This is a genomic window from Mesorhizobium sp. M0701, from assembly GCF_040320365.1.
In the GTDB taxonomy this organism is placed as follows: domain Bacteria; phylum Pseudomonadota; class Alphaproteobacteria; order Rhizobiales; family Rhizobiaceae; genus Mesorhizobium.
Genome location: NZ_JAMYPO010000048.1, coordinates 1 through 19,393, shown reverse-complemented (window position 1 = coordinate 19,393; position 19,393 = coordinate 1). Strand labels below are relative to the sequence as shown.

Annotated in this window: 17 protein-coding genes; 11 read left to right on the top strand and 6 right to left on the bottom strand. The window is 62.9% G+C overall.

Annotated features, from left to right (window positions below; all coding sequences use genetic code 11):
- Nucleotides 1-11: 11 nt before the first annotated feature.
- Entirely contained in the window at nt 12-299 is a 288-nt protein-coding gene (locus NKI24_RS30220) for an FAD assembly factor SdhE (RefSeq protein WP_023680023.1), read from the bottom strand.
- 91 nt (nt 300-390) lie between these two features.
- Here NKI24_RS30220 and recG point away from each other — a divergent pair, with 91 nt between their 5' ends.
- Nucleotides 391-2,499 (top strand): ATP-dependent DNA helicase RecG, encoded by a 2,109-nt coding sequence (gene recG / locus NKI24_RS30215; RefSeq protein WP_352682933.1) that lies wholly within the window; start codon nt 391-393, stop codon nt 2,497-2,499.
- Here the strand turns inward: recG and NKI24_RS30210 are convergent.
- Both NKI24_RS30210 and glmS read right to left on the bottom strand, forming a co-directional pair.
- Nucleotides 2,451-3,203: a DUF502 domain-containing protein gene (locus NKI24_RS30210; RefSeq protein WP_023680026.1), complete on the bottom strand. Its 753-nt coding sequence runs from the start codon at nt 3,201-3,203 to the stop codon at nt 2,451-2,453. The genes recG and NKI24_RS30210 overlap by 49 nt on opposite strands.
- Nucleotides 3,204-3,283: 80 nt before the next feature.
- Entirely contained in the window at nt 3,284-5,107 is a 1,824-nt protein-coding gene (gene glmS, locus NKI24_RS30205; RefSeq protein WP_352455656.1) for a glutamine--fructose-6-phosphate transaminase (isomerizing), read from the bottom strand.
- Nucleotides 5,108-5,334: 227 nt separating this feature from the next.
- Between glmS and NKI24_RS30200 the strand changes: the two genes are divergently transcribed.
- Complete coding sequence (locus tag NKI24_RS30200; protein WP_352742573.1) at nt 5,335-5,688, top strand: ADP-ribosylation/crystallin J1; 354 nt, start codon at nt 5,335-5,337, stop codon at nt 5,686-5,688.
- Between the two features lies 1 nt (nt 5,689).
- On the opposite strand, the gene glmU is transcribed toward NKI24_RS30200, so the two are convergent.
- Together glmU and NKI24_RS30190 are read right to left on the bottom strand one after the other, a co-directional pair.
- Nucleotides 5,690-7,051 (bottom strand): bifunctional UDP-N-acetylglucosamine diphosphorylase/glucosamine-1-phosphate N-acetyltransferase GlmU, encoded by a 1,362-nt coding sequence (gene glmU, locus NKI24_RS30195; RefSeq protein WP_352750183.1) that lies wholly within the window; start codon nt 7,049-7,051, stop codon nt 5,690-5,692.
- Nucleotides 7,052-7,181: 130 nt separating this feature from the next.
- Entirely contained in the window at nt 7,182-8,129 is a 948-nt protein-coding gene (locus NKI24_RS30190; RefSeq protein WP_352742570.1) for an AraC family transcriptional regulator, read from the bottom strand.
- Between the two features lie 129 nt (nt 8,130-8,258).
- Here NKI24_RS30190 and NKI24_RS30185 point away from each other — a divergent pair, with 129 nt between their 5' ends.
- On the top strand, nt 8,259-9,164 hold the full coding sequence (locus tag NKI24_RS30185; protein ID WP_352750182.1) for an SDR family oxidoreductase: 906 nt from the start codon (nt 8,259-8,261) through the stop codon (nt 9,162-9,164).
- A 53-nt stretch (nt 9,165-9,217) separates the two neighbouring features.
- On the opposite strand, the gene NKI24_RS30180 is transcribed toward NKI24_RS30185, so the two are convergent.
- Nucleotides 9,218-9,964, bottom strand: coding sequence for a cytochrome c biogenesis CcdA family protein (locus NKI24_RS30180; protein ID WP_352750181.1), 747 nt, complete (start codon nt 9,962-9,964; stop codon nt 9,218-9,220).
- 200 nt (nt 9,965-10,164) lie between these two features.
- Between NKI24_RS30180 and NKI24_RS30175 the strand changes: the two genes are divergently transcribed.
- The 8 genes from NKI24_RS30175 to rpmG all read left to right on the top strand — a co-directional run bounded on the left by NKI24_RS30175 (nt 10,165) and on the right by rpmG (nt 19,241).
- Nucleotides 10,165-10,542, top strand: a complete 378-nt coding sequence (locus NKI24_RS30175; protein ID WP_352750180.1) for a COG4315 family predicted lipoprotein — start codon at nt 10,165-10,167, stop codon at nt 10,540-10,542.
- Between the two features lie 447 nt (nt 10,543-10,989).
- A complete protein-coding gene (topA, locus tag NKI24_RS30170; protein WP_352750179.1) occupies nt 10,990-13,605 on the top strand; it encodes a type I DNA topoisomerase in 2,616 nt (871 codons plus the stop codon).
- A 6-nt stretch (nt 13,606-13,611) separates the two neighbouring features.
- On the top strand, nt 13,612-15,918 hold the full coding sequence (gene rnr, locus NKI24_RS30165; protein WP_502901501.1) for a ribonuclease R: 2,307 nt from the start codon (nt 13,612-13,614) through the stop codon (nt 15,916-15,918).
- A complete protein-coding gene (locus NKI24_RS30160; RefSeq protein WP_352724859.1) occupies nt 15,918-16,370 on the top strand; it encodes a DUF983 domain-containing protein in 453 nt (150 codons plus the stop codon). The genes rnr and NKI24_RS30160 overlap by 1 nt, the downstream gene beginning before the upstream one ends.
- 72 nt (nt 16,371-16,442) lie before the next feature.
- Entirely contained in the window at nt 16,443-17,177 is a 735-nt protein-coding gene (locus NKI24_RS30155) for an NUDIX hydrolase (protein WP_352750178.1), read from the top strand.
- 16 nt (nt 17,178-17,193) lie between these two features.
- Complete coding sequence (locus NKI24_RS30150) at nt 17,194-18,369, top strand: MFS transporter (protein WP_352448698.1); 1,176 nt, start codon at nt 17,194-17,196, stop codon at nt 18,367-18,369.
- A 110-nt stretch (nt 18,370-18,479) separates the two neighbouring features.
- Nucleotides 18,480-18,935 (top strand): YqfO family protein, encoded by a 456-nt coding sequence (locus NKI24_RS30145; RefSeq protein ID WP_352750177.1) that lies wholly within the window; start codon nt 18,480-18,482, stop codon nt 18,933-18,935.
- Between the two features lie 138 nt (nt 18,936-19,073).
- Complete coding sequence (gene rpmG, locus NKI24_RS30140) at nt 19,074-19,241, top strand: 50S ribosomal protein L33 (protein WP_006201775.1); 168 nt, start codon at nt 19,074-19,076, stop codon at nt 19,239-19,241.
- Nucleotides 19,242-19,393: the final 152 nt, after the last annotated feature.

The window sequence follows — 19,393 nt, the reverse complement described above, 5'->3', positions numbered from 1 at the left end:
CTACACGTTGTTCAGAAGGTCATCTCCCGGCGCGAAGCCAGGATTTTTTGCAGGACGGCACAGTCGATATCCGCCGGAACCGGGCGTTCGCCAGTGACGAGAGGCAGGAATTCGGTGTCGGGAATGTCGAGGAGCCTCTCATATTGGTCGATTTCGTCGCCGGTCAAGGCGCCGATCTCGGCGTCGGCGAAGCTGCCGAGTATAAGGTCCATCTCGCGCATGCCGCGGTGCCACGAACGAAACAGAAGCTTGCGGCGGCGGGCATCGAGCCCCTCGCTTGATCGTTTCGTTCCAGTCATCTTGCAACATCCTTGCCCAGGCGGCGCATATAGCGTGGATAGAAGGCGGTGTCAGCCTTGCGCTACAGTCGCTGCAACATAAGCTGACATCATGCGTCCCTCCCTCCTCGATCCGCTGTTTGTCCCGATCACCTCGCTTGCCGGGGTCGGGCCAAAAGTTGGCGCCCTGATCGAAAAAGTCGTAGCAGCCGACCTCGGCGACCGGGCCGCGCGCGCCGGGGATCTCTTGTTCGTGCTGCCGCATACTGTCATCGACCGCCGCAACCGGCCGGGCATCGCCGGCTCGGCGGAAGGCGCCATCGTTACGCTCGACGTCCGCATCGACCGCCACCAGCCGCCGCCACGCGGCAACAGGTCGGTCCCGTACCGGGTCTACGCCCATGACGACACCGGCGAGATCGCGCTGACCTTCTTCCATGCCCATGCCGCCTATCTCGAAAAAGCAATGCCCGCAGGCGAGCATGTCGTCGTCTCCGGCCGCATGGAATGGTTCAACGGCCGCCCGACCATGGTTCACCCCGACCATATCGCACTTGCCGGTGACGCGGAAAACCTGCCGCTGGTCGAGCCGGTCTATCCGCTGACCGCCGGGCTCTCGGGCAAGGTGCTGCGCCGGGCCATCGGCCAGGCGCTGGCCCGCCTGCCGGTGCTGCCCGAATGGCAGGACGGTGAGTTCCGGCGCCGCCATGCCTTTCCTGCTTTCAGCGATGCGCTCAACCGCATCCACAATCCTGCCGACCCGATCGACGTCTCTGTCGACGGCGCAGCGTGGCGGCGCCTTGCCTATGACGAGTTCTTGGCCGGCCAGGTATCGCTGGCGCTGGTGCGGGCCAAGGTCCGCCGATTATCTGGCCGGCCACTCGTCGGCGACGGCCGCATAGTCGAACAACTGCGCGTGGCACTCCCCTATTCGCTGACCATGTCGCAGGAAATGGCGCTTGCCGAAATCAACGCCGATCTCGGTGACCCCGAACGCATGCTGCGCCTTTTGCAGGGCGATGTCGGCTCCGGCAAGACGGTGGTCGCGCTGCTTGCCATGGCGCGTGCCGTCGAGGCCGGCGGCCAGGCGGCATTGATGGCGCCGACCGAAATCCTGGCGCGCCAGCATCTGGCAACGATTGCGCCGTTGGCGGAACGGGCCGGCCTGCGTGTCGCCGTCCTCACAGGTCGCGAAAAGGGCCGCGAGCGTGCCGACACGCTGACCGGACTGGCCAATGGTGACATCGACATCGTCGTCGGCACCCATGCGCTGTTCCAGGAAACGGTGACGTTCCGTGACCTCGTGTTCGCCGTCGTCGACGAGCAGCACCGTTTCGGCGTCCACCAGCGCCTTGCCATTACCGCCAAGGGCGATGCGCCCGACATGCTGGTGATGACGGCAACGCCGATACCGCGGACGCTGGTGCTGACTGCATTCGGCGACATGGATGTGTCGAAGCTGACGGAAAAGCCGGCCGGCCGCCAGCCGATCCGCACCGTCACCTTGCCGCTTGAACGGCTCGACGAACTGATCGGACGCATGCTCGACGCCGTCGCCGATGGCCAGAAAATCTACTGGATCTGTCCGCTGGTCGAGGAATCCGAGGAGATCAAGCTGATGTCGGCCGAGGACCGTTTTGCCTCGCTGAAGCCGCTGTTCGGCGACCGCGTCGGCCTGGTGCATGGTCGCATGAAAGGCGCCGACAAGGACGAGGCGATGCGCGCCTTTAAGCAGGGCGACACCCGTATCCTGATCGCCACCACCGTCATCGAGGTCGGCGTCGATGTGCCGGACGCGACAATCATGGTCATCGAGCATGCCGAACGTTTTGGCCTCGCCCAACTGCACCAATTGCGTGGCCGGGTCGGGCGCGGCGACAAGCCTTCATCCTGTGTGCTGCTCTACAAGGACCCGCTTGGCGAGACGGCAAAACGCCGGTTGTCGGTGATGCGCGAGACCGAGGACGGCTTCCGCATCGCCGAAGAGGATCTGAAGCTGCGCGGCGAAGGCGAGTTGCTCGGCACCCGTCAGTCCGGCACGCCGGGCTTCCAGGTGGCGCGCATCGAGGCGCATGCCGACCTGCTCGAGGCCGCTCGCGACGATGCGCGGCTGATCCTGTCGCGCGATCCGGAACTGCAGTCCGAACGCGGCACGGCGCTGCGCCTGTTGCTCTATCTGTTCGGCCGCGACGAGGCCGTGCGGCTCCTGCGTGCCGGCTGAGGCATCGTGTCGAGCGGAGGATTGGCAAGCGCGCCGTGGATCTGCTCGCCATTCACCGTCACCATTTTGACCGCCGGCGCCACCAAGCCGGCCGACACGATCAGCTTGGCTCCGTCCTCGATTGTCATGTCGAGCAATACGATGTCGGATTTCGGCACATACATCAAAAAGCCCGTCGTCGGGTTGGGCGTACATGGCATGAATACGGCAATCAGCGGATCGCCTTCCCGGTCGAGCTTCTGGTTGATCTCGGTTTCCTTCTCGCTGGCGACGAAGACCAGCGACCAGACCCCTTTGCGCGGATATTCGACCAACCCGACCTGGCGAAACATGTCGCCCTTGTTCGACAGCACGGTCTCGAAAATCTGCTTCAGCGAACGGTAGATGCCGCGCACCAGCGGCATGCGGCCAAGCAGGCGCTCGCCGAAATTGACGATGGCGCGGCCAACGATATTGGCGGTCATAAAGCCGATGAAGGTGATGAGGATCAAGGCAACGATCAGCCCAAAACCCGGCACTGGAAACGGCAGGTAGGTGTCCGGATTGTAGCGTACCGGAATGTAGGGTTTCACCCAGGAATCGACCCAGCCGATCAGCGACCAGGCAATGTAGGCGGTAATCGCCAGCGGCGCGCAAACGACGAAGCCGGTCAGGAAATAGTTTCTCAGCCGGGTCATGCCTGAGGTCTTGAGAGCATCCGACATGGTTCACCGCAGCGTGTGTTTGCAGCGCGACACTACTGAACCCCAAGGCGCTTTGGAATGGCGAAGTTTTTAAACGAGACCTATTCCACCGTTACCGATTTCGCCAGGTTGCGCGGCTGGTCGACATCCGTGCCCATGAACACGGCGGTGAAATAGGCGAGCATCTGGATCGGCAATGCGTAGATGATCGGCGAGATGATTTCCGGCACGTCCGGCAAAACGATCGTCTCCATCGTCTTCACCGTAGCGTGTGCGGCGCCCTTGCTGTCGGTGATCAGGATGATCTTGCCGCCGCGTGCCGCGACCTCCTGCATGTTCGACACGGTCTTTTCGAAGATGCGGTCATGCGGCGCGATGACGATGACGGGCATGTTCTCGTCGATCAGCGCGATCGGGCCGTGTTTCAACTCGCCGGCAGCATAGCCTTCGGCATGGATATAGGAAATTTCCTTGAGCTTCAGCGCGCCTTCCATGGCCAGCGGAAAATTGGTGTCGCGGCCGAGATAAAGCACGTTTTTGTAGTGCGAGAGGTCGCGCGCGACCTTTTCAATCTGCCCGTCGAGCTTTAGCACCTGGTTCGCATAACGCGGCGCTTCCGACAGCTCGCGTATCAGCGTTTTCTCCTGCTCCTGCGAAATCGTTCCGCGCGCCACGCCCGCCCGCACCGCCAGCGAGGCCAGCACGGAAAGCTGGCAGGTGAACGCCTTGGTCGAAGCGACGCCGATCTCCGGGCCGGCCAACGTCGGCAGGATGACGTCGGATTCGCGCGCCATGGTCGATTCGCGCACATTGACGACCGCGCCGATCTTCATGCCAGCCTTGCGGCAGTAGCGCAGCGACGCCAGCGTGTCGGCGGTCTCACCCGATTGCGAGATGAAGAAAGCGGCATCGTTCTTCGACAGCGGCATCTCGCGATAGCGGAACTCCGAAGCGACATCGATGTCGACCGGCAGCCGCGCATAGCGCTCGAACCAGTATTTGCTGATCAGCCCGGCGAGATAGGCGGTGCCGCAGGCCGAGATCGCCAGCCGGTCGATCTTGGCGAAATCGAACGGCAGGTCGAGCGGCTTCGAGACGCCGCTGACGAAATCAACATAATGCGCCAGCGTGTGCGAGATCACTTCCGGCTGCTCATGGATTTCCTTTTCCATGAAATGGCGGCGGTTGCCTTTGTCGACCATGAAGCTCGTGCTGAGCGACTGTTGGCGTTTGCGGTCGACCTTGTTGCCGCCCATGTCGAAAATATCGACCTCGTTGCGGCGCACCACCGCCCAGTCGCCGTCTTCCAGATAGGTGATCGAATTGGTGAAAGGGGCAAGCGCAATGGCGTCGGAGCCAAGGAACATCTGGCCGTCGCCATGACCGACCGCGAGCGGCGGGCCATTGCGCGCGCCGACGATCAGATCCTCGTCGCCCTTGAACATGATGGCGAGCGCAAAGGCGCCTTCCAGCCGCTTCAGCGCCTTGTGCGCCGCCTCAACCGGCTTCAGCCCCTTGGCCAGTTCGCGCGCCACCAGATGAGCGACGACTTCGGTATCGGTCTGCGAGGCGAAGCTGTAGCCGTCGCGCATCAGCTCGTCGCGCAATTCAGCGAAATTCTCGATGATGCCGTTATGGACGATGGCGACGCCGTCGGAAAAATGCGGATGCGCATTGCTCTCGTTTGGAACGCCATGTGTGGCCCAGCGCGTGTGGCCGATGCCGATCATGCCGTCGAGCGGTTCGTCCTTCAGCCGGCGCTCGAGATTGACCAGCTTGCCCTCGGCGCGGCGGCGGTCAAGCCTGCCATGCTCGATCGTGGCGACGCCGGCCGAGTCATAGCCGCGATATTCGAGCCTTTTCAGCGCATCGACGATAAGCGGCGCGACCGGCGAGTTACCGACAATTCCAACGATACCGCACATGGCGCTTGCCCCCGATTCCGACCTCAAACCCGGCGCTATTTAGAGACTGCCGGGCTGTCGCGAAAAATCACATTCCATTTCGTCCGGTATCAGCCGGACTATCCTGCACAGATGCACCATGACAGGGCGCACTTGCAATCCGGTTACTGCAATTGCTCAGTTTCTCCGCTTATGTATCCTATCTCGGCTCAACGGCTCCAGAAATCAGTCAAAGACATGATGCGGCTATGAACGAACGAATTGACACGGTGACGCTTTGGCGTCCGGTTGGCCCCCGCGAACTGGAGTTAATCCAGAGGGCAGGGATGCGCGCCTTTCCTCCTCGACTTGCCGATCAGCCGATCTTCTATCCGGTCACCAGCGAGGCCTATGCCACCCAGATCGCCCGAGACTGGAATGTGCCCGCGAGCGGATCAGGTTTCGTGACGCGTTTCGAGGTGCGTCGCAGCTTTCTGGACCGTTACAGCGTCCAGCATGCCGGCAGCCGGGCGCATCTGGAATACTGGATCCCGGCCGAAGACCTGTCGACGTTCAACAATGCAATCGTTGGCGAAATCCAGCTTGTCGCCGAGTTCCGCTAGTCTACCCTTTTTTGCGGGCCGCCGCGGCCTGAGAAAAACGCTCTCGCAACTCCTTGCCCTTGCCGGGTAGAGTCCGCTGGCGGGCGCGGCCGAAGGCCAGCGCATCGTCGGGTACGCTTTCGGTGATGACGCTGCCCGAGGCGATGTAGCCGCCCTTGCCGATCGACACCGGCGCCACCAGCGAGGAGTTCGAGCCTATGAAGGCGCCTTCGCCGATATCGGTGAAGAATTTCGAATAGCCATCATAATTGCAGGTGATGGTGCCGGCGCCGATATTGGCACCGGCGCCGATGCGGGCATCGCCGATATAGGTCAGATGGTTGACCTTCGCGCCCTCCTCGACGATCGCCTGCTTGACCTCGCAGAAATTGCCGACCTTGGCCTTGTTTCTCAGATCGGCCCCGGGCCGCAGCCGCGCGAACGGCCCGACATCGCAATTCGACGCGATGGTGGCGCCTTCGATATGGCTGAAGGCATGGATCTTGGCGCCCGTGGCGATTTTCACGCCCGGTCCGAACCAGACATTGGGCTCGACGATCGTGTCGGCACCGATCTCGGTATCGTGCGAGAAGAACACGGTTTCGGGCGCGATCAGCGTAACGCCGGAAAGCATCGCCTCGCGCCGTCGGCGCTGCTGCCAGATACCTTCCGCCTGGGCAAGCTCGGCACGGTTGTTGATGCCGAGCGCGTTCTCGAAACTTGCTTCGGTGGCGACCACATCAAATCCCTGCGCAGCGGCGATCTCGACGATGTCGGTGAGATAATACTCGCCCTTGGCGTTCTTGCTGCCGACTTGATCGAGCAGATTCAGCGCGTGCCTGCCGGCGACCGCCATCAGCCCGCCATTGCAGAAGGTGATTTTCTTCTCCTCGTCCGAGCAGTCCTTCTCCTCGCGGATGGCCACGAGCCTGCCGGCCTTTTCGATAAGCCGGCCGTAGCCCGAAGGATTTTCCGTACGGAAGCCGACCACGACGACGGCCGCACCTTCCGCCAGCTTCAGCCGCGCCGCCGCGAGCGCTTCCGGATCGATCAACGGCGTGTCGCCAAACATCACCAAGATGTCGTCATAACCTTTTGATATTGCTGCGCGTGCGGCAAGCACGGCGTGCGCGGTGCCGAGACGTTTTTCCTGAACGAAAGCCTCGGCCTTCGGCGCAAACTTGAGTGCGGCCTTGCGCATCTCATCGGCGCCGTGGCCGATCACCAGCGCCAACTCGCCGCTGCCGGCGGCTTCGGCCGCCTTTACGACATGGGCAACCATCGGCAGGCCGGCGATTGTGTGCAGCACTTTCGGCACTGCACTCTTCATGCGCGTGCCTTCGCCGGCGGCGAGGATGATGGACAGGCAGGATCTCTGGCTCATGGGGACAGCAACCGTTGAAAGGGGTCTGGAATCGAAGCGTTAGTAGCACCGGCGCCATGCTGCACCAATGCGGTTAAATTCCGGTGAGACGGTGGAACCTCCAACCCGCGACACGCTCAGACCGATCGGCTCAGGCGGCTTCCGCCTCGTTGCGTGATGCGAAACTGGAGGCTCGCCCACGGCCGTATTGCCGTGGCGAACAGTTCATGACCCGCTTGAAGGCTGTGCTGAAGGCGCTTTCGGATTCGTAGCCGAGCGAAAGCGCTATGACGGCGACGGGATCGCTGGAATTCGTCAGCCGGTCGCCGGCCAGCAGCATTCGCCAGCGCGTCAAATAGTCCATCGGCGACGCGCCGACCGTCTCCTTGAATCTGAGCGCAAAGGTCGATCGCGACATGCCGGCCCGTTCCGCCAGTTCCTGTAACGTCCAGCCATGCGCCGGATCGTCATGCATCGCGCTGATCGCCGCGCCGATCTGTTTATCCGCGAGGGCAAAGAGCCAGCCGATGCCACCTTTCAATCCTTCCGAAAGATGCAGCCGCAGCGCCTGAACCAGCATCATGTGGGCGAGGTGCTGGATCATCAGAAAGCCGCCCGGCTGCGGCTTGCGCAGCTCCTGCATCATCCGCTCCACCGACCAGCGCAGCGCCGACTGGTCCGACTCTTTGCGGATATGCACAATGGCTGGCAGCATCCGCAACAGGATGCCGGCATGATTGCCGCCAAGTGCGAAGCGGCTGCTGACCAGAAAGAAATCACCACCGCCATTGTGGGTCACGACACCGCCGGCTCGCGCAGGCGGAAAAATCTTGACGGCTTCAACAGGCGTCAAGCTCATGTCGCTTGCAAGGCGGAAAGGCCGTCCACGCGGCAGCAGGAAGCAGTCTCCCGTCTCAAGGCGCACTGCGTCAGCAACGCCCTCCACAGATAGCCAGCACCGGCCGGAGACCACCGCTCCGGTCTTGATGCTTTGCTGCTGGTCGGGGAACTGGATCGACCATTCACCACCAGCATCGAAACCGGCCGACATATAGTTTCGCGGCTTCAGCAGCGAGAGCACATCTGAAAGGGGATCCACAGGTCATTCCGGACGATTGCGAAGATAATACGGACTTTACCGCATAGATCGTATTTTCTCAAGCGCCTATCACGACACAACTGAGCCGCGAAAATGGTCGTGGTCAGAAACGAACAAGGAGAAGTCGTGATGCGTGTTTTCGTTACCGGAGCGACCGGATTCGTCGGTTCTGCCGTCGTTCAAGAACTCATCGGCGCCGGCCATCAGGTGCTCGGCCTCGCCCGCTCGGCGGCGTCGGCCAAGTCGCTTGCAGCCAACGGAGCCGAGGTGCATCGAGGTGACCTCGACGACCTCGAAAGCCTCAGCAGGGGCGCAGCGGCAGCTGATGGAGTGATCCATACCGGCTTCAACCACGACTTCTCGAAATTCGCGCAAAATTGCGAGATGGACCGGCGCGCCATCGAGGCCTTGGGCGGTGCACTCGAAGGCTCCGAGCGGCCCCTGCTCGTCACCTCCGGAATCGCGCTCCAGGCGCGGGGCCGTATCGCGACCGAGGAAGATGCGCCTGTCCCCTCTTCCGCTTCGTATCCCCGCGCCTCCGAAGCGACAGCCGCCGCGCTGGCGGCACGCGGGGTGCGAGCGTCGGTTGTGCGCCTTCCTCCGTCGGTCCATGGCAAGGGCGACCACGCCTTCGTTCCTATTCTCATCGACCTCGCTCGCAACAAGGGCGTGTCGGCCTATATCGGCGAAGGGCTCAATCGCTGGCCTGCCGTGCATCGGTTCGATGCCGCTCGCGTTTACCGGCTTGCGCTCGAGCATGGAGCCGATGGCGGGCGATATCACGCGATCGCCGAAGAAGGCGTGCCGTTCAAGGACATCGCCGGCGTGATCGGCCGGCGCCTGAACGTGCCGGTCGTCGCCAAGTCCGCGGAAGAGGCCGCCGATCATTTTGGCTGGTTCGCGATGTTCGCGGCGATGGATGTCCCGACCTCGAGCGAGCGGACTCGCGCGCTGCTGGGGTGGGCGCCGAGCGGACCCGGGCTCATCGCCGATATCGACCAGCCGGGCTATTTCGAAGGTGAATGGACCGCGTAGCTGCGGTGCCTTTCGCCGCAGCTACGGCCTCGCGCATCGGCCGGGCGGCAAACCTATCCCAATTGCCCCAGCACCGGAAAATTCTCGAGCAACCAATAGGACACCGCCTGCACGCCGCCGGTCAGGAAAAACACGCCGGCGACCACCAGCAACGCGCCGATGGCCTTTTCGACGCGGCCGAGATGGACGCGGAATTTCCCGAGAAAGCGCATGAAGGCGCCTGAAAACAGCGCCGCAACGAGGAAGGGAATACCGAGGCCGAGCGAATAGGCGGCAAGCAGCAGCGCGCCCTCGCCCACCGTCTCGCGGCCGCCGGCAAGCGTCAGGATCGGCCCCAGCACCGGGCCGATACAGGGCGTCCAGCCAAAGGCGAAGGCCAAGCCCATGACGTAAGCGGCGATCAGGCTGGCCGGCTTGCCTTGTGACTGGAAGCGCGCCTCGCGTGAAAGCAAAGGGATGCGCAGTACGCCGAGGAAATTCAGCCCCATCAGGATGATCAGCACGCCGGCCGCCATTGCCAGCGGCTCCTGCCAGACGCGCAGCAGATGGCCGATGGTCGAGGCGCCGGCGCCGAGCGCGACGAAGACGGTCGAAAAGCCGAGCACGAAGACGATGGAGGAATTAACCAGCGCGCCTCGCGCACCGGCCTTTGCCGTAATGCCGGCCTCGCCGCGGAAATCGTCGACCGACACGCCGGCCATATAGCACAGGTAAGGCGGCACCAGCGGCAGCACGCAGGGTGACAGGAACGAAATCGCTCCCGCCCCGATCGCACTGACATAGCCGACGTCCAATGCCATTTCCGTCTCCCGATGACTGCGCAGCCATACTGCGCAGCCATATAGCCGCGACAACAGCCGTCCGCCAATCACCATCGCGTGGCCCCATCACATTGGGTAGCAAGTCGACGCCCGCCAGGGAAGAAAGGGCAGCCAGGCAGCGTTGATCAAACGAAGCTGCGTTGTTCCGCGCGCTCTTCGAATGATCCAGGGAGAAGTCCATGAAAACGATCGCAATTGGCATGGCCGCGCTTTTGCTCGGCACCACGGCGTCCTTGGCCGCCGAGGCGTGGAAGGAAGCAGAGGTCGGCGGCACAAAGATCTACACCGACGCCAGCGGCATGACGCTCTACACCTACGACAAGGACGAGGCGGGCAAGTCGAACTGCTACGACAAATGCGCCGCCAATTGGCCGCCGCTGAAGGCTGACGCCAACGCCAAGGCCGAGGGCGAGTGGACGATCGTCGACCGCACCGACGGCACCAGGATGTGGGCCCACGAAGGTAAGCCGCTCTACACGTTCATCAAGGACAAGAAGGCCGGCGACGTGACCGGCGAGGGTGTCGGCGGCGTCTGGCATATCGCCAAGGCCGACTAGGCCTTGAGCTTCTAATCGGCTGTAACAGGCAATAACACGGCTGGTCGCTGGGAACTCGACCCAACCGCCCCGGCGGCCAGCTTTTCAGCACGGTACTTCCTTGCGACTGTCCGAGCAAAATGCCGGGCAAGCGATTGCGCGCTTTACAGCATCTGTTCAAGCAGGGCTGGCGCGTGCTCCATGTTTCTCTTATATCCGCGGGAGAGTTTGTCCCGTTCTCCAGGATCAATTGCCGGGTTTGTCCAGCGATAGGCTGCTCATTTCCCTTGTCCAGGATTGCGGAAATCGCATGGCGCGCCGTTGGGTTGCGCATTCGGTACAGGGCCGCATTTTGACTGCTTGGCCTTGACCGGATGCAAAAGCGCGGCCATGTGAGCGACACATTGAACGAGATTTCGTCGCGCGCAGCGGAATTCTTCTGCCGCATCACAACTGATATGAGACCGTATGGACGTCGTCGTCGTCGAATCGCCGGCCAAGGCGAAGACAATCAACAAGTACCTCGGCAAGAACTACAAGGTTCTGGCCTCGTTCGGCCATGTCCGCGATCTGCCGGCCAAGGATGGCTCGGTGCGTCCGGATGAGGACTTTGCCATGTCCTGGGCCGTCGACACCGCGTCTGGAAAGCGTCTCGCCGATATCGCCAAGGCGGTCAAGGACGCCGACGGGCTGATCCTCGCCACCGATCCGGACCGCGAGGGCGAAGCGATCTCCTGGCATGTCCTGGAGGTGCTGAAGCAAAAGCGCGCGTTGAAGGACAAGCCGGTCAGCCGCGTCGTCTTCAACGCCATCACCAAGGCGTCCGTGCTGGAGGCGATGGCCAATCCGCGCCAGATCGACGCGCCGCTGGTCGATGCCTATCTCGCTCGCCGCGCGCTCGACTATCTGGTCGGCTTCACGCTGTCGCCCGTGCTGTGGCGCAAGCTGCCCGGCGCCCGCTCCGCCGGCCGCGTCCAGTCGGTGGCGCTGCGTCTGGTCTGCGACCGCGAATCCGAGATCGAGCGCTTCATCCGCGAGGAATACTGGCAGGTCGCCGCCATTCTCGGTACGCCGCGCAAGGATAATTTCGAGGCGCGGCTGACCGCCTTCGAGCGCAAGAAGCTGCAAAAGCTCGACATTTCCAACAAGGCGCAGGCCGACGACATCAAAGCGATGCTCGAAGGCGCCAGCTTCAAGGCGGCGTCGGTCGAAGCCAAGCCGACCAAGCGCAATCCCGGGCCGCCCTTCACCACCTCGACGCTGCAGCAGGCAGCCTCATCGGGTCTCGGCTTTTCGGCCAACCGCACCATGCAGGTGGCGCAGCGGCTCTATGAGGGCATGGAGATCGGCGGTGAGACCACCGGCCTGATCACCTATATGCGGACCGATGGCGTGCAGATGGCACCGGAGGCGATCTCTGCCGCGCGCGATGCGATTGCCAAGGAATTCGGCCCTAAATACCTGCCTGAAAAGCCGCGCTACTATTCCGCCAAGGCCAAGAATGCCCAGGAGGCGCACGAAGCGGTCCGTCCGACCGATTTCATGCGCACGCCGGCTTCCGTCAGGCAGTATCTCGACGCCGACCAGGCGCGGCTTTACGAGATGATCTGGAAACGCGCCATCGCCAGCCAGATGCAGCCGGCCGAGATCGAGCGCACCACGGTTGAGATCGAGGCGATCAACGGTTCGCGTTCCGCCGAGCTTCGTGCTGTCGGCTCGGTTGTTCGCTTCGACGGCTTCCTTGCCGCTTACATCGAGCAGAAGGAAGAAGATTCGGAAGACGAGGAAAGCCGCCGCCTGCCCGAGATCCGTCCCGGCGAGCAGCTCACACGCGAGGCGATCAACGCCACCCAGCACACCACCGAGCCGCCGCCGCGTTATTCGGAAGCTTCGCTGATCAAGAAGCTGGAAGAGTTGGGCATCGGCCGGCCGTCGACTTATACGGCGATCCTGAAGACGCTCGAGGATCGTGACTATGTCACCATCGACAAGCGCAAGCTGGTGCCGCAGGCAAAGGGCCGGCTATTGTCGGCCTTCCTCGAAAGCTTCTTCGAGCGTTATGTCGAGTACGACTTCACCGCTTCGCTGGAGGAAAAGCTCGACGAGATTTCCGACGGCAAGCTCGCATGGAAGGACGTGCTGCGCGATTTCTGGAAGGATTTTTCCGGCGCCGTCGCCGACATCAAGGAGTTGCGCGTCACCGACGTCCTCGATGCATTGAACGAGGAACTGGCGCCGCTGGTCTTTCCCGCGCGGGAAGACGGTTCGAACCCGCGCATCTGTCCGAAATGCGGCACCGGCAACCTGTCGCTGAAGCTCGGCAAGTTCGGCGCCTTCGTCGGCTGTTCGAACTATCCCGAATGCTCCTTCACCCGCCAGCTCGGCGACGCCGCCAATCCCAATGGCGAGAACGGCGGTGGTGAAGACGGCACCAAAGTGCTCGGCAAGGACCCCTATACCGCCGAGGAGATCACGCTGCGCAATGGCCGGTTCGGCCCCTATGTCCAGCGCGGCGACGGCAAGGATGCCAAGCGCTCCAGCCTGCCCAAGGGCTGGACGGTCGATTCGATCGATCACGAAAAGGCGCTCGCCTTGTTGTCGCTGCCGCGCGACGTCGGCAAGCATCCGGAATCCGGCAAGATGATTTCGGCCGGGCTGGGGCGCTACGGGCCGTTCGTGCTGCATGACGGCACCTACGCCAATCTCGACAGCATCGAGGACGTGTTCTCGATCGGCCTCAATCGCGCCGTCTCCGTGATCGCCGAGAAGCAATTGAAGGGCAAAGGCGGCCGCAATGGCGGCACAGCCGCTGCGCTCAAGGAACTAGGCGATCATCCTGCCGGCGGCGGCAAGATAGTCGTGCGCGACGGCAAATACGGGCCTTATGTGAATTTCGGCAAGGTCAATGCGACGCTGCCGAAGGGCAAGGATCCGCAATCGGTGACGATCGAGGATGCGGTGGCGCTCATTGCGGAAAAGGAAGCCAAGGGCGGCAATGGCGCCAGGAAGCCCTTCCGCAAAGCGGCCGCGCCTGCGAAGAAATCGGTTGCGGCCAAAAAACCGGCGGCCAGGAAAAAGGGATAGGACGGGTTGGCGCGCAAAGTCTCCGGAAGAAGCCACGGCGATCTGCGCACCGCCGATACCCGTGCCAAGGTCAGGGACAATTACCGGCCTTCACGCGACGAGATACTGCGTTATATCGCCGAAAATCCGGACCGCGCCGGAAAACGCGACATCGCCAAGGCGTTTGCGCTGCGCGGCGAAGACCGTATCTGGCTGAAGGACGTCTTGCGCGACCTGCAGGATGAAGGCCTGCTGACCAAGGAGCGCAAGCGGCTTGCCCGTGTCGGCGCCCTGCCCCACGTCGCGGTGCTCGACATCTTCGGCCGTGACGCCGACGGTGTGCTGCTGGCGCACCCGACCGAAGCGATTGGCAATGGCGAACCTCCGGTCATAGCGATCCGCGTGTCGCGCGGCGGCAATGGCCCGACGCCGGGCACCGGCGACCGCGTGCTGGCCAAGACCTTTCCGACCGACGATCCGGCAGGCCCGGCCTATACCGGCCGGGTGATGAAGATATTCGAGAAGCGCACCGATGCGGTTCTCGGCGTTTTCCGTGTGCTGAAGGACGGCACGTTCCGCATCGAGCCGGTGGAAAGGCGTCAGCCGGAGCTGGTCGTCGACAAGGAATTCCAGAACGGCGCCAAGAACGGCGACCTGGTCGAGGTCGAGCCGGCGCGGGCCTCGCGCTACGGGCTGCCGCGAGCCAAGGTTCTGGCGGTGTTGGGGTCGCTGACCAGCGAAAAGGCGGTCTCGATGATCGCCATCCACGCACACGACATTCCGCATATTTTCCCCGCCGACGTTATCGCCGAGGCGGAGGCGGTCAAGCCGGCGACGCTTGCCGGCCGCGAGGATTGGCGCGAGCTGCTGCTGCTCACCATCGATCCGGCCGACGCCAAGGATCATGACGACGCGGTGTTCGCCATGCCCGACACCGACGAGAAGAACGCCGGCGGCGTGGTTGTCACCGTCGCCATTGCGGATGTCGCTGCATACGTGCGCTATGCCACGGCGCTCGATCGCGAAGCGCTGAAGCGCGGCAATTCGGTCTATTTTCCCGACCGAGTCGTACCGATGCTGCCGGAGCGCATTTCGAACGACCTCTGTTCACTGCGCGAGGGCCAGGATCGTCCGGCGATAGCGGTGCGTATGACTTTCTCGGCCGATGGCCACAAACTCAGACACTCCTTCCATCGCGTCATGATGAAGTCGGCGGCGAAACTCGCCTATCAGCAGGCGCAAGCGGCGATCGACGGCGCACCGGATGACACGACTGGCCCGATCCTCGATACGGTGCTGAAGCCGCTATGGGACGCCTACGCGATCCTTAAGCGCGGCCGCGACACGCGCCAGCCGCTCGAGCTCGATCTGCCCGAGCGCAAGATCCTGCTCAAGCAGGACGGCACCGTCGACAAGGTCGTCGTGCCTGACCGGCTCGACGCGCACAAGCTGATCGAAGAGTTCATGATCCAGGCCAATGTCGCCGCCGCCGAGACACTCGAGGCGAAGCGCCAGGCGCTGGTCTACCGCATCCATGATGCGCCCTCGCTCGCCAAGCAGGAATCGTTGCGTGAATTCCTGCAGACGCTCGGCCTGTCGCTGGCGCGCGGCGCGCAAATGCGGCCGAACCAGTTCAACGGCATCCTCGCTCGCGTGCGCGGCGCCGACAATGAGGGGCTGGTCAACGAAGTGGTGCTGCGCTCGCAGAGCCAGGCCGAATATTCGCCCGCCAATATCGGCCATTTCGGCCTCAACCTGAAGCGCTACGCGCATTTCACCTCGCCGATCCGTCGCTATGCCGACCTGATCGTGCATCGCGGGCTGATTGCCGCACTCGGCCTTGGTCCGGGAGGCCTGACGCAGGACGAGGCGGAGCGGCTGGAAGAGGTCTCGGCGCTGATTTCGGCGACCGAGCGGCGCGCGATGGCCGCCGAGCGGGACACGGTCGACCGGCTGATCGCCGCCTATCTCGCCGAGCGCATCGACGACCGTTTCGACGCCCGCATCTCGGGCGTCACCAAATCGGGCCTGTTTGTCCAATTGCCGCAGTATGGCGCTGATGGCTTCATTCCGGTTTCAACCCTGGGCGGCGACTACTATATATACGACGAAACTGCTCGATCGCTTTTCGGAGAACGCACCGGCAAGGGCTATCAGCTTGCTGATCGCGTCGAGGTTCGCCTGATCGAGGTGGCGCCGATGGCCGGCGCGATGCGTTTCGAGATGCTGACCGAGCCAAAGCCGCTGCCCGGCTCCAAACGGTCGTTCCACAAGGCCAAAGGCCGCGCCCGGGCGTCGCAATCGCGTCCAGGCTCGCGCGGCAGGAGACGGTAATGCCAACAGAACTGCAGGTGGAAGAACGGGTTTTCGGCGGCGAACATCACTCGGGCCGGACCGCCCGGCCGCTATGGACGGCAATGAAGCGCGGCACGCTCGGCCGCTGCCCGCATTGCGGCGAGGGCAAGCTGTTTCGCGCCTTCGTCAAGACCGTCGACAAATGCGATCATTGCGGCGAAGAGCTCCACCACCATCGCGCCGACGACCTGCCGGCCTATCTCGTGGTGGTCATTGTCGGCCACATCGTGCTCGGTGCCTTCATGGGTGTCGAGGCGACCTCGACGCTGTCTACCTGGCAGCACATCGCCATCTGGGTGCCATTGACCATCATTCTGGCCGTCGTCCTGCTGCAGCCAGTCAAGGGCGCTGTCATCGGCCTGCAATGGGCATTTTATATGCACGGCTTTGGCGGTGAAGAAGATCTGATCGAGTCGCATCCCGAGGCTTGAAACCGAGGCTGGCGCAATCGGCATGGCTGGACGCCACTTTCGCATCGGAGAAGATTCCGCTAGGTCGAGCGCATGGACGTTATGACCAAGGCGGAAGTCGACAAGGTTGAGCGGAACGCGCTCGAGGCCAAGCCTATACGCCCGCGCGACGCCGCGACGCTGATCCTGCTCGACCGCAAGGGCGACGAGTTCCTGGTGCTGATGGGCCGGCGCCACGCCCGTCATGCCTTCATGCCGGGAAAATTCGTGTTTCCCGGCGGCCGCACCGATCCGGCCGACAGCCGCATCTCGATAGCCACCGCACTTCATCCCGAGGAAGAAGCGAGATTGACCGCTGGCATCGGTCGCACCAGCCCGGCTCGCGCCCGCGCCATTGCCTTGTCGGCAATCCGCGAAACCTATGAGGAGGCCGGCCTGCTGATCGGTCAAAAAGGCGTGTTCGCAACCGCCAGGCGCGACTGGCAGGGCTTTGTCGAACACGGCGTCATCCCATCACTGCAAGCGCTGCGCTTCGTCGCACGCGCCATCACCCCGCCCAACCGGGTGCGCCGCTTCGATACGCGCTTTCTCGCCGCATGGCGCGACGATGTCGCCGTTGAACTGCCGGATGGCGGTCCGACCGACGAGTTGGAGGACGTCGTTTGGCTGCCGCTGGCCAAGGCCCGGCAAGCCGATATTCCAGACATCACGCGCACGGTCCTGGAGGAGCTGGAAACCCGGCTCGCCCGGGATCCGCTGCTGAGCCCCGGCGGTCCGGTGCCGTTCTACCGGCTTGTCCGCAATCGCTTCGTCCGCGAAATTCTCTAGAGCAGCCAGGCAATCCATGACAGTCGATATCCAGCCGCAGGGCAAGGAACGCGTACACTGGCTGCCGATGGTCGCGGCGATCTCGTCGATCAGCGTCGTCGGCATTGCCATCGGCCTTGGCATGCCGCTGCTCAGCGTGATCCTGGAAACGCGTGGCCATTCCGCGTCGATGATCGGTCTCAACACCGCGGTCGCCGGCCTCGCTTCGATCGCCGGCGCGCCGCTCGCCACTCCGCTTGCCATGCGGTTCGGGGTCGCCTGGACGATGCTTGCCATGATCGCCGCCGGGGCGCTGGCCTTTGTCGGTTTCCATTTCGCGCCAGCTTTCTGGATGTGGTTTCCGCTGCGCGTGCTGCTGCATATCGCGCTGACGGTGCTGTTCATCCTGTCGGAATTCTGGATCAGCACCTCGGCGCCGCCACACCGGCGCGGACTGGTCCTCGGCATCTATGCCACCGTGCTGTCTCTCGGCTTTGCCGCCGGGCCTTGGCTGTTCGCCCATCTCGGCAGCAGTGGCTTCCTGCCCTTCGGCGTTACCATCGCCTTGGTTACGCTCGCTGCCATACCGGTCCTGGCGGCACGCAACGAGAGCCCGACGATCGTCTCGGACGGCGAAACCAGCAATTTCCTGCGTTACATCTGGCTGGTGCCAACGGCGACCGCCGCCGTGCTGGTGTTCGGCGCGGTCGAGACCGGCGGCTTTGCACTGTTCCCGGTCTACGGTAGCCGCATCGGCTACTCAGAGGCGGACGCCGCCCTTTTGCTCACCATGATCGGGCTTGGCAATGTGCTGTTGCAGATCCCGATCGGCATGATCAGCGACCGCGTAAGCGACCGTCGCTATCTGCTGATGGCCTGTGCCACCGTCGGGCTTGCCGGCACGGTCTTCATGCCGTTCTTCGCGCAGAACTGGCATTTGATGGCAGCGCTTCTGTTCATCTGGGGCGGTGTGGTCGCCGCTATGTATACAATCGGTCTTGCTCACCTCGGCTCCCAGCTTTCCGGCCACGAACTGGCCTCCGCCAACGCCGCCTTCGTGCTTTGCTACGGCGTCGGCATGGTGCTTGGCCCGCAGGCAATCGGCATCGGCATGGACGCTTTCGGGCCGTCGGGCTTTGGTTGGGCGCTCGGCCTGTTCTTCGCCTGCTATATCGTGCTGGTCGGCACCAGGCTGCTCCGCAAAATCCTCTGAGTCGGCCCAGCTGCCGACATCGCTCCCACTGCTGACCAACTCCTGACACAACCATGTCAGGAGGGCTCGAGTATATGCTCCCCCAAAGTGCACAAGCAGGGAGACCTCGGATGATCGATAGTGGCTTTGAAACGAAATCGCTGCGGATGGAATTGCTGCTGCTGGTGACCTTTCAGGCACCGGCAGCTGATGTCGACCGCATCATGGAGGCGGTGGTCGCGATCGCACCGCTCGGAATGGGCAAATATGACAGCAATGCCTTTCAGTCGGCGGACGGCATCGAACGTTACCGGCCGCTTGAAGGTGCCGCCGCCGGCGCCGAGACGGAATTGCGCAGGCAGTCGGGCACTGTCGAGGTGTCGTTCGAACTGCCCGATGACCAGAAGCTCGCCGCACGCGTCGTCGAAGCGATTTATCAGGTTCACAGCTATCAGGAACCGGTGATCCGCATTCAGCCACTGCTTGCCAGCCGCTCCAAGGGTCTCGACGACCGCGCCAACCCGAACCGCTGGTGGAACACGACGGGAGACTGGAAGAAGGCGTTGCCAGTCAGGGAAGACGCATAAACCTGGACAAGGGTGAATGTGGACAAGGGTTGACTTTCCGGGCGCGTTCTTTATGTGTCGCGGCAAGTTTCCCGCGTCCGGGTGTTTTCCCCGTGCTCCAGCGGCCAAAACTCCACGAACATTTAACGGACGAACATCATGGCCAAAGCCGCAAACATCAAGATCAAGCTTCTGTCGACCGCCGACACCGGTTTCTTCTACGTGACCAGCAAAAACAGCCGCACCAAGACGGACAAGCTGTCGTTCCGCAAATACGACCCGGTCGCCAAGAAGCACGTCGAATTCAAGGAAACCAAGATCAAGTAATCGGGTTTTCTCTCGCGGTACCGAATCGCCGCCCTCCGGGCGGCGTTTTTCGTTTCGGGAATACAGGACTAGAGCCTTTCACGTTTTGATGGAAGCGTAGCCGGCGTTTGCGAAGTAGTTGTTGCATTCGGTTGCCTCGATCGTTTCAACGA

Excerpts from the sequence above, each read along its gene's own strand:
- NKI24_RS30155 (WP_352750178.1), top strand. The coding sequence starts at position 16,443 with ATGGACGTTATGACCAAGGCGGAAGTCGACAAGGTTGAGCGGAACGCG.
- NKI24_RS30145 (WP_352750177.1), top strand. The coding sequence starts at position 18,480 with ATGATCGATAGTGGCTTTGAAACGAAATCGCTGCGGATGGAATTGCTG.
- recG (WP_352682933.1), top strand. The coding sequence starts at position 391 with ATGCGTCCCTCCCTCCTCGATCCGCTGTTTGTCCCGATCACCTCGCTT.
- NKI24_RS30185 (WP_352750182.1), top strand. The coding sequence starts at position 8,259 with ATGCGTGTTTTCGTTACCGGAGCGACCGGATTCGTCGGTTCTGCCGTC.
- NKI24_RS30220 (WP_023680023.1), bottom strand. The coding sequence starts at position 299 with ATGACTGGAACGAAACGATCAAGCGAGGGGCTCGATGCCCGCCGCCGC.
- glmS (WP_352455656.1), bottom strand. The coding sequence starts at position 5,107 with ATGTGCGGTATCGTTGGAATTGTCGGTAACTCGCCGGTCGCGCCGCTT.
- NKI24_RS30175 (WP_352750180.1), top strand. The coding sequence starts at position 10,165 with ATGAAAACGATCGCAATTGGCATGGCCGCGCTTTTGCTCGGCACCACG.
- topA (WP_352750179.1), top strand. The coding sequence starts at position 10,990 with ATGGACGTCGTCGTCGTCGAATCGCCGGCCAAGGCGAAGACAATCAAC.
- NKI24_RS30210 (WP_023680026.1), bottom strand. The coding sequence starts at position 3,203 with ATGTCGGATGCTCTCAAGACCTCAGGCATGACCCGGCTGAGAAACTAT.
- NKI24_RS30180 (WP_352750181.1), bottom strand. The coding sequence starts at position 9,964 with ATGGCATTGGACGTCGGCTATGTCAGTGCGATCGGGGCGGGAGCGATT.
- NKI24_RS30150 (WP_352448698.1), top strand. The coding sequence starts at position 17,194 with ATGACAGTCGATATCCAGCCGCAGGGCAAGGAACGCGTACACTGGCTG.
- glmU (WP_352750183.1), bottom strand. The coding sequence starts at position 7,051 with ATGAGCCAGAGATCCTGCCTGTCCATCATCCTCGCCGCCGGCGAAGGC.
- rpmG (WP_006201775.1), top strand. The coding sequence starts at position 19,074 with ATGGCCAAAGCCGCAAACATCAAGATCAAGCTTCTGTCGACCGCCGAC.
- NKI24_RS30200 (WP_352742573.1), top strand. The coding sequence starts at position 5,335 with ATGAACGAACGAATTGACACGGTGACGCTTTGGCGTCCGGTTGGCCCC.
- NKI24_RS30160 (WP_352724859.1), top strand. The coding sequence starts at position 15,918 with ATGCCAACAGAACTGCAGGTGGAAGAACGGGTTTTCGGCGGCGAACAT.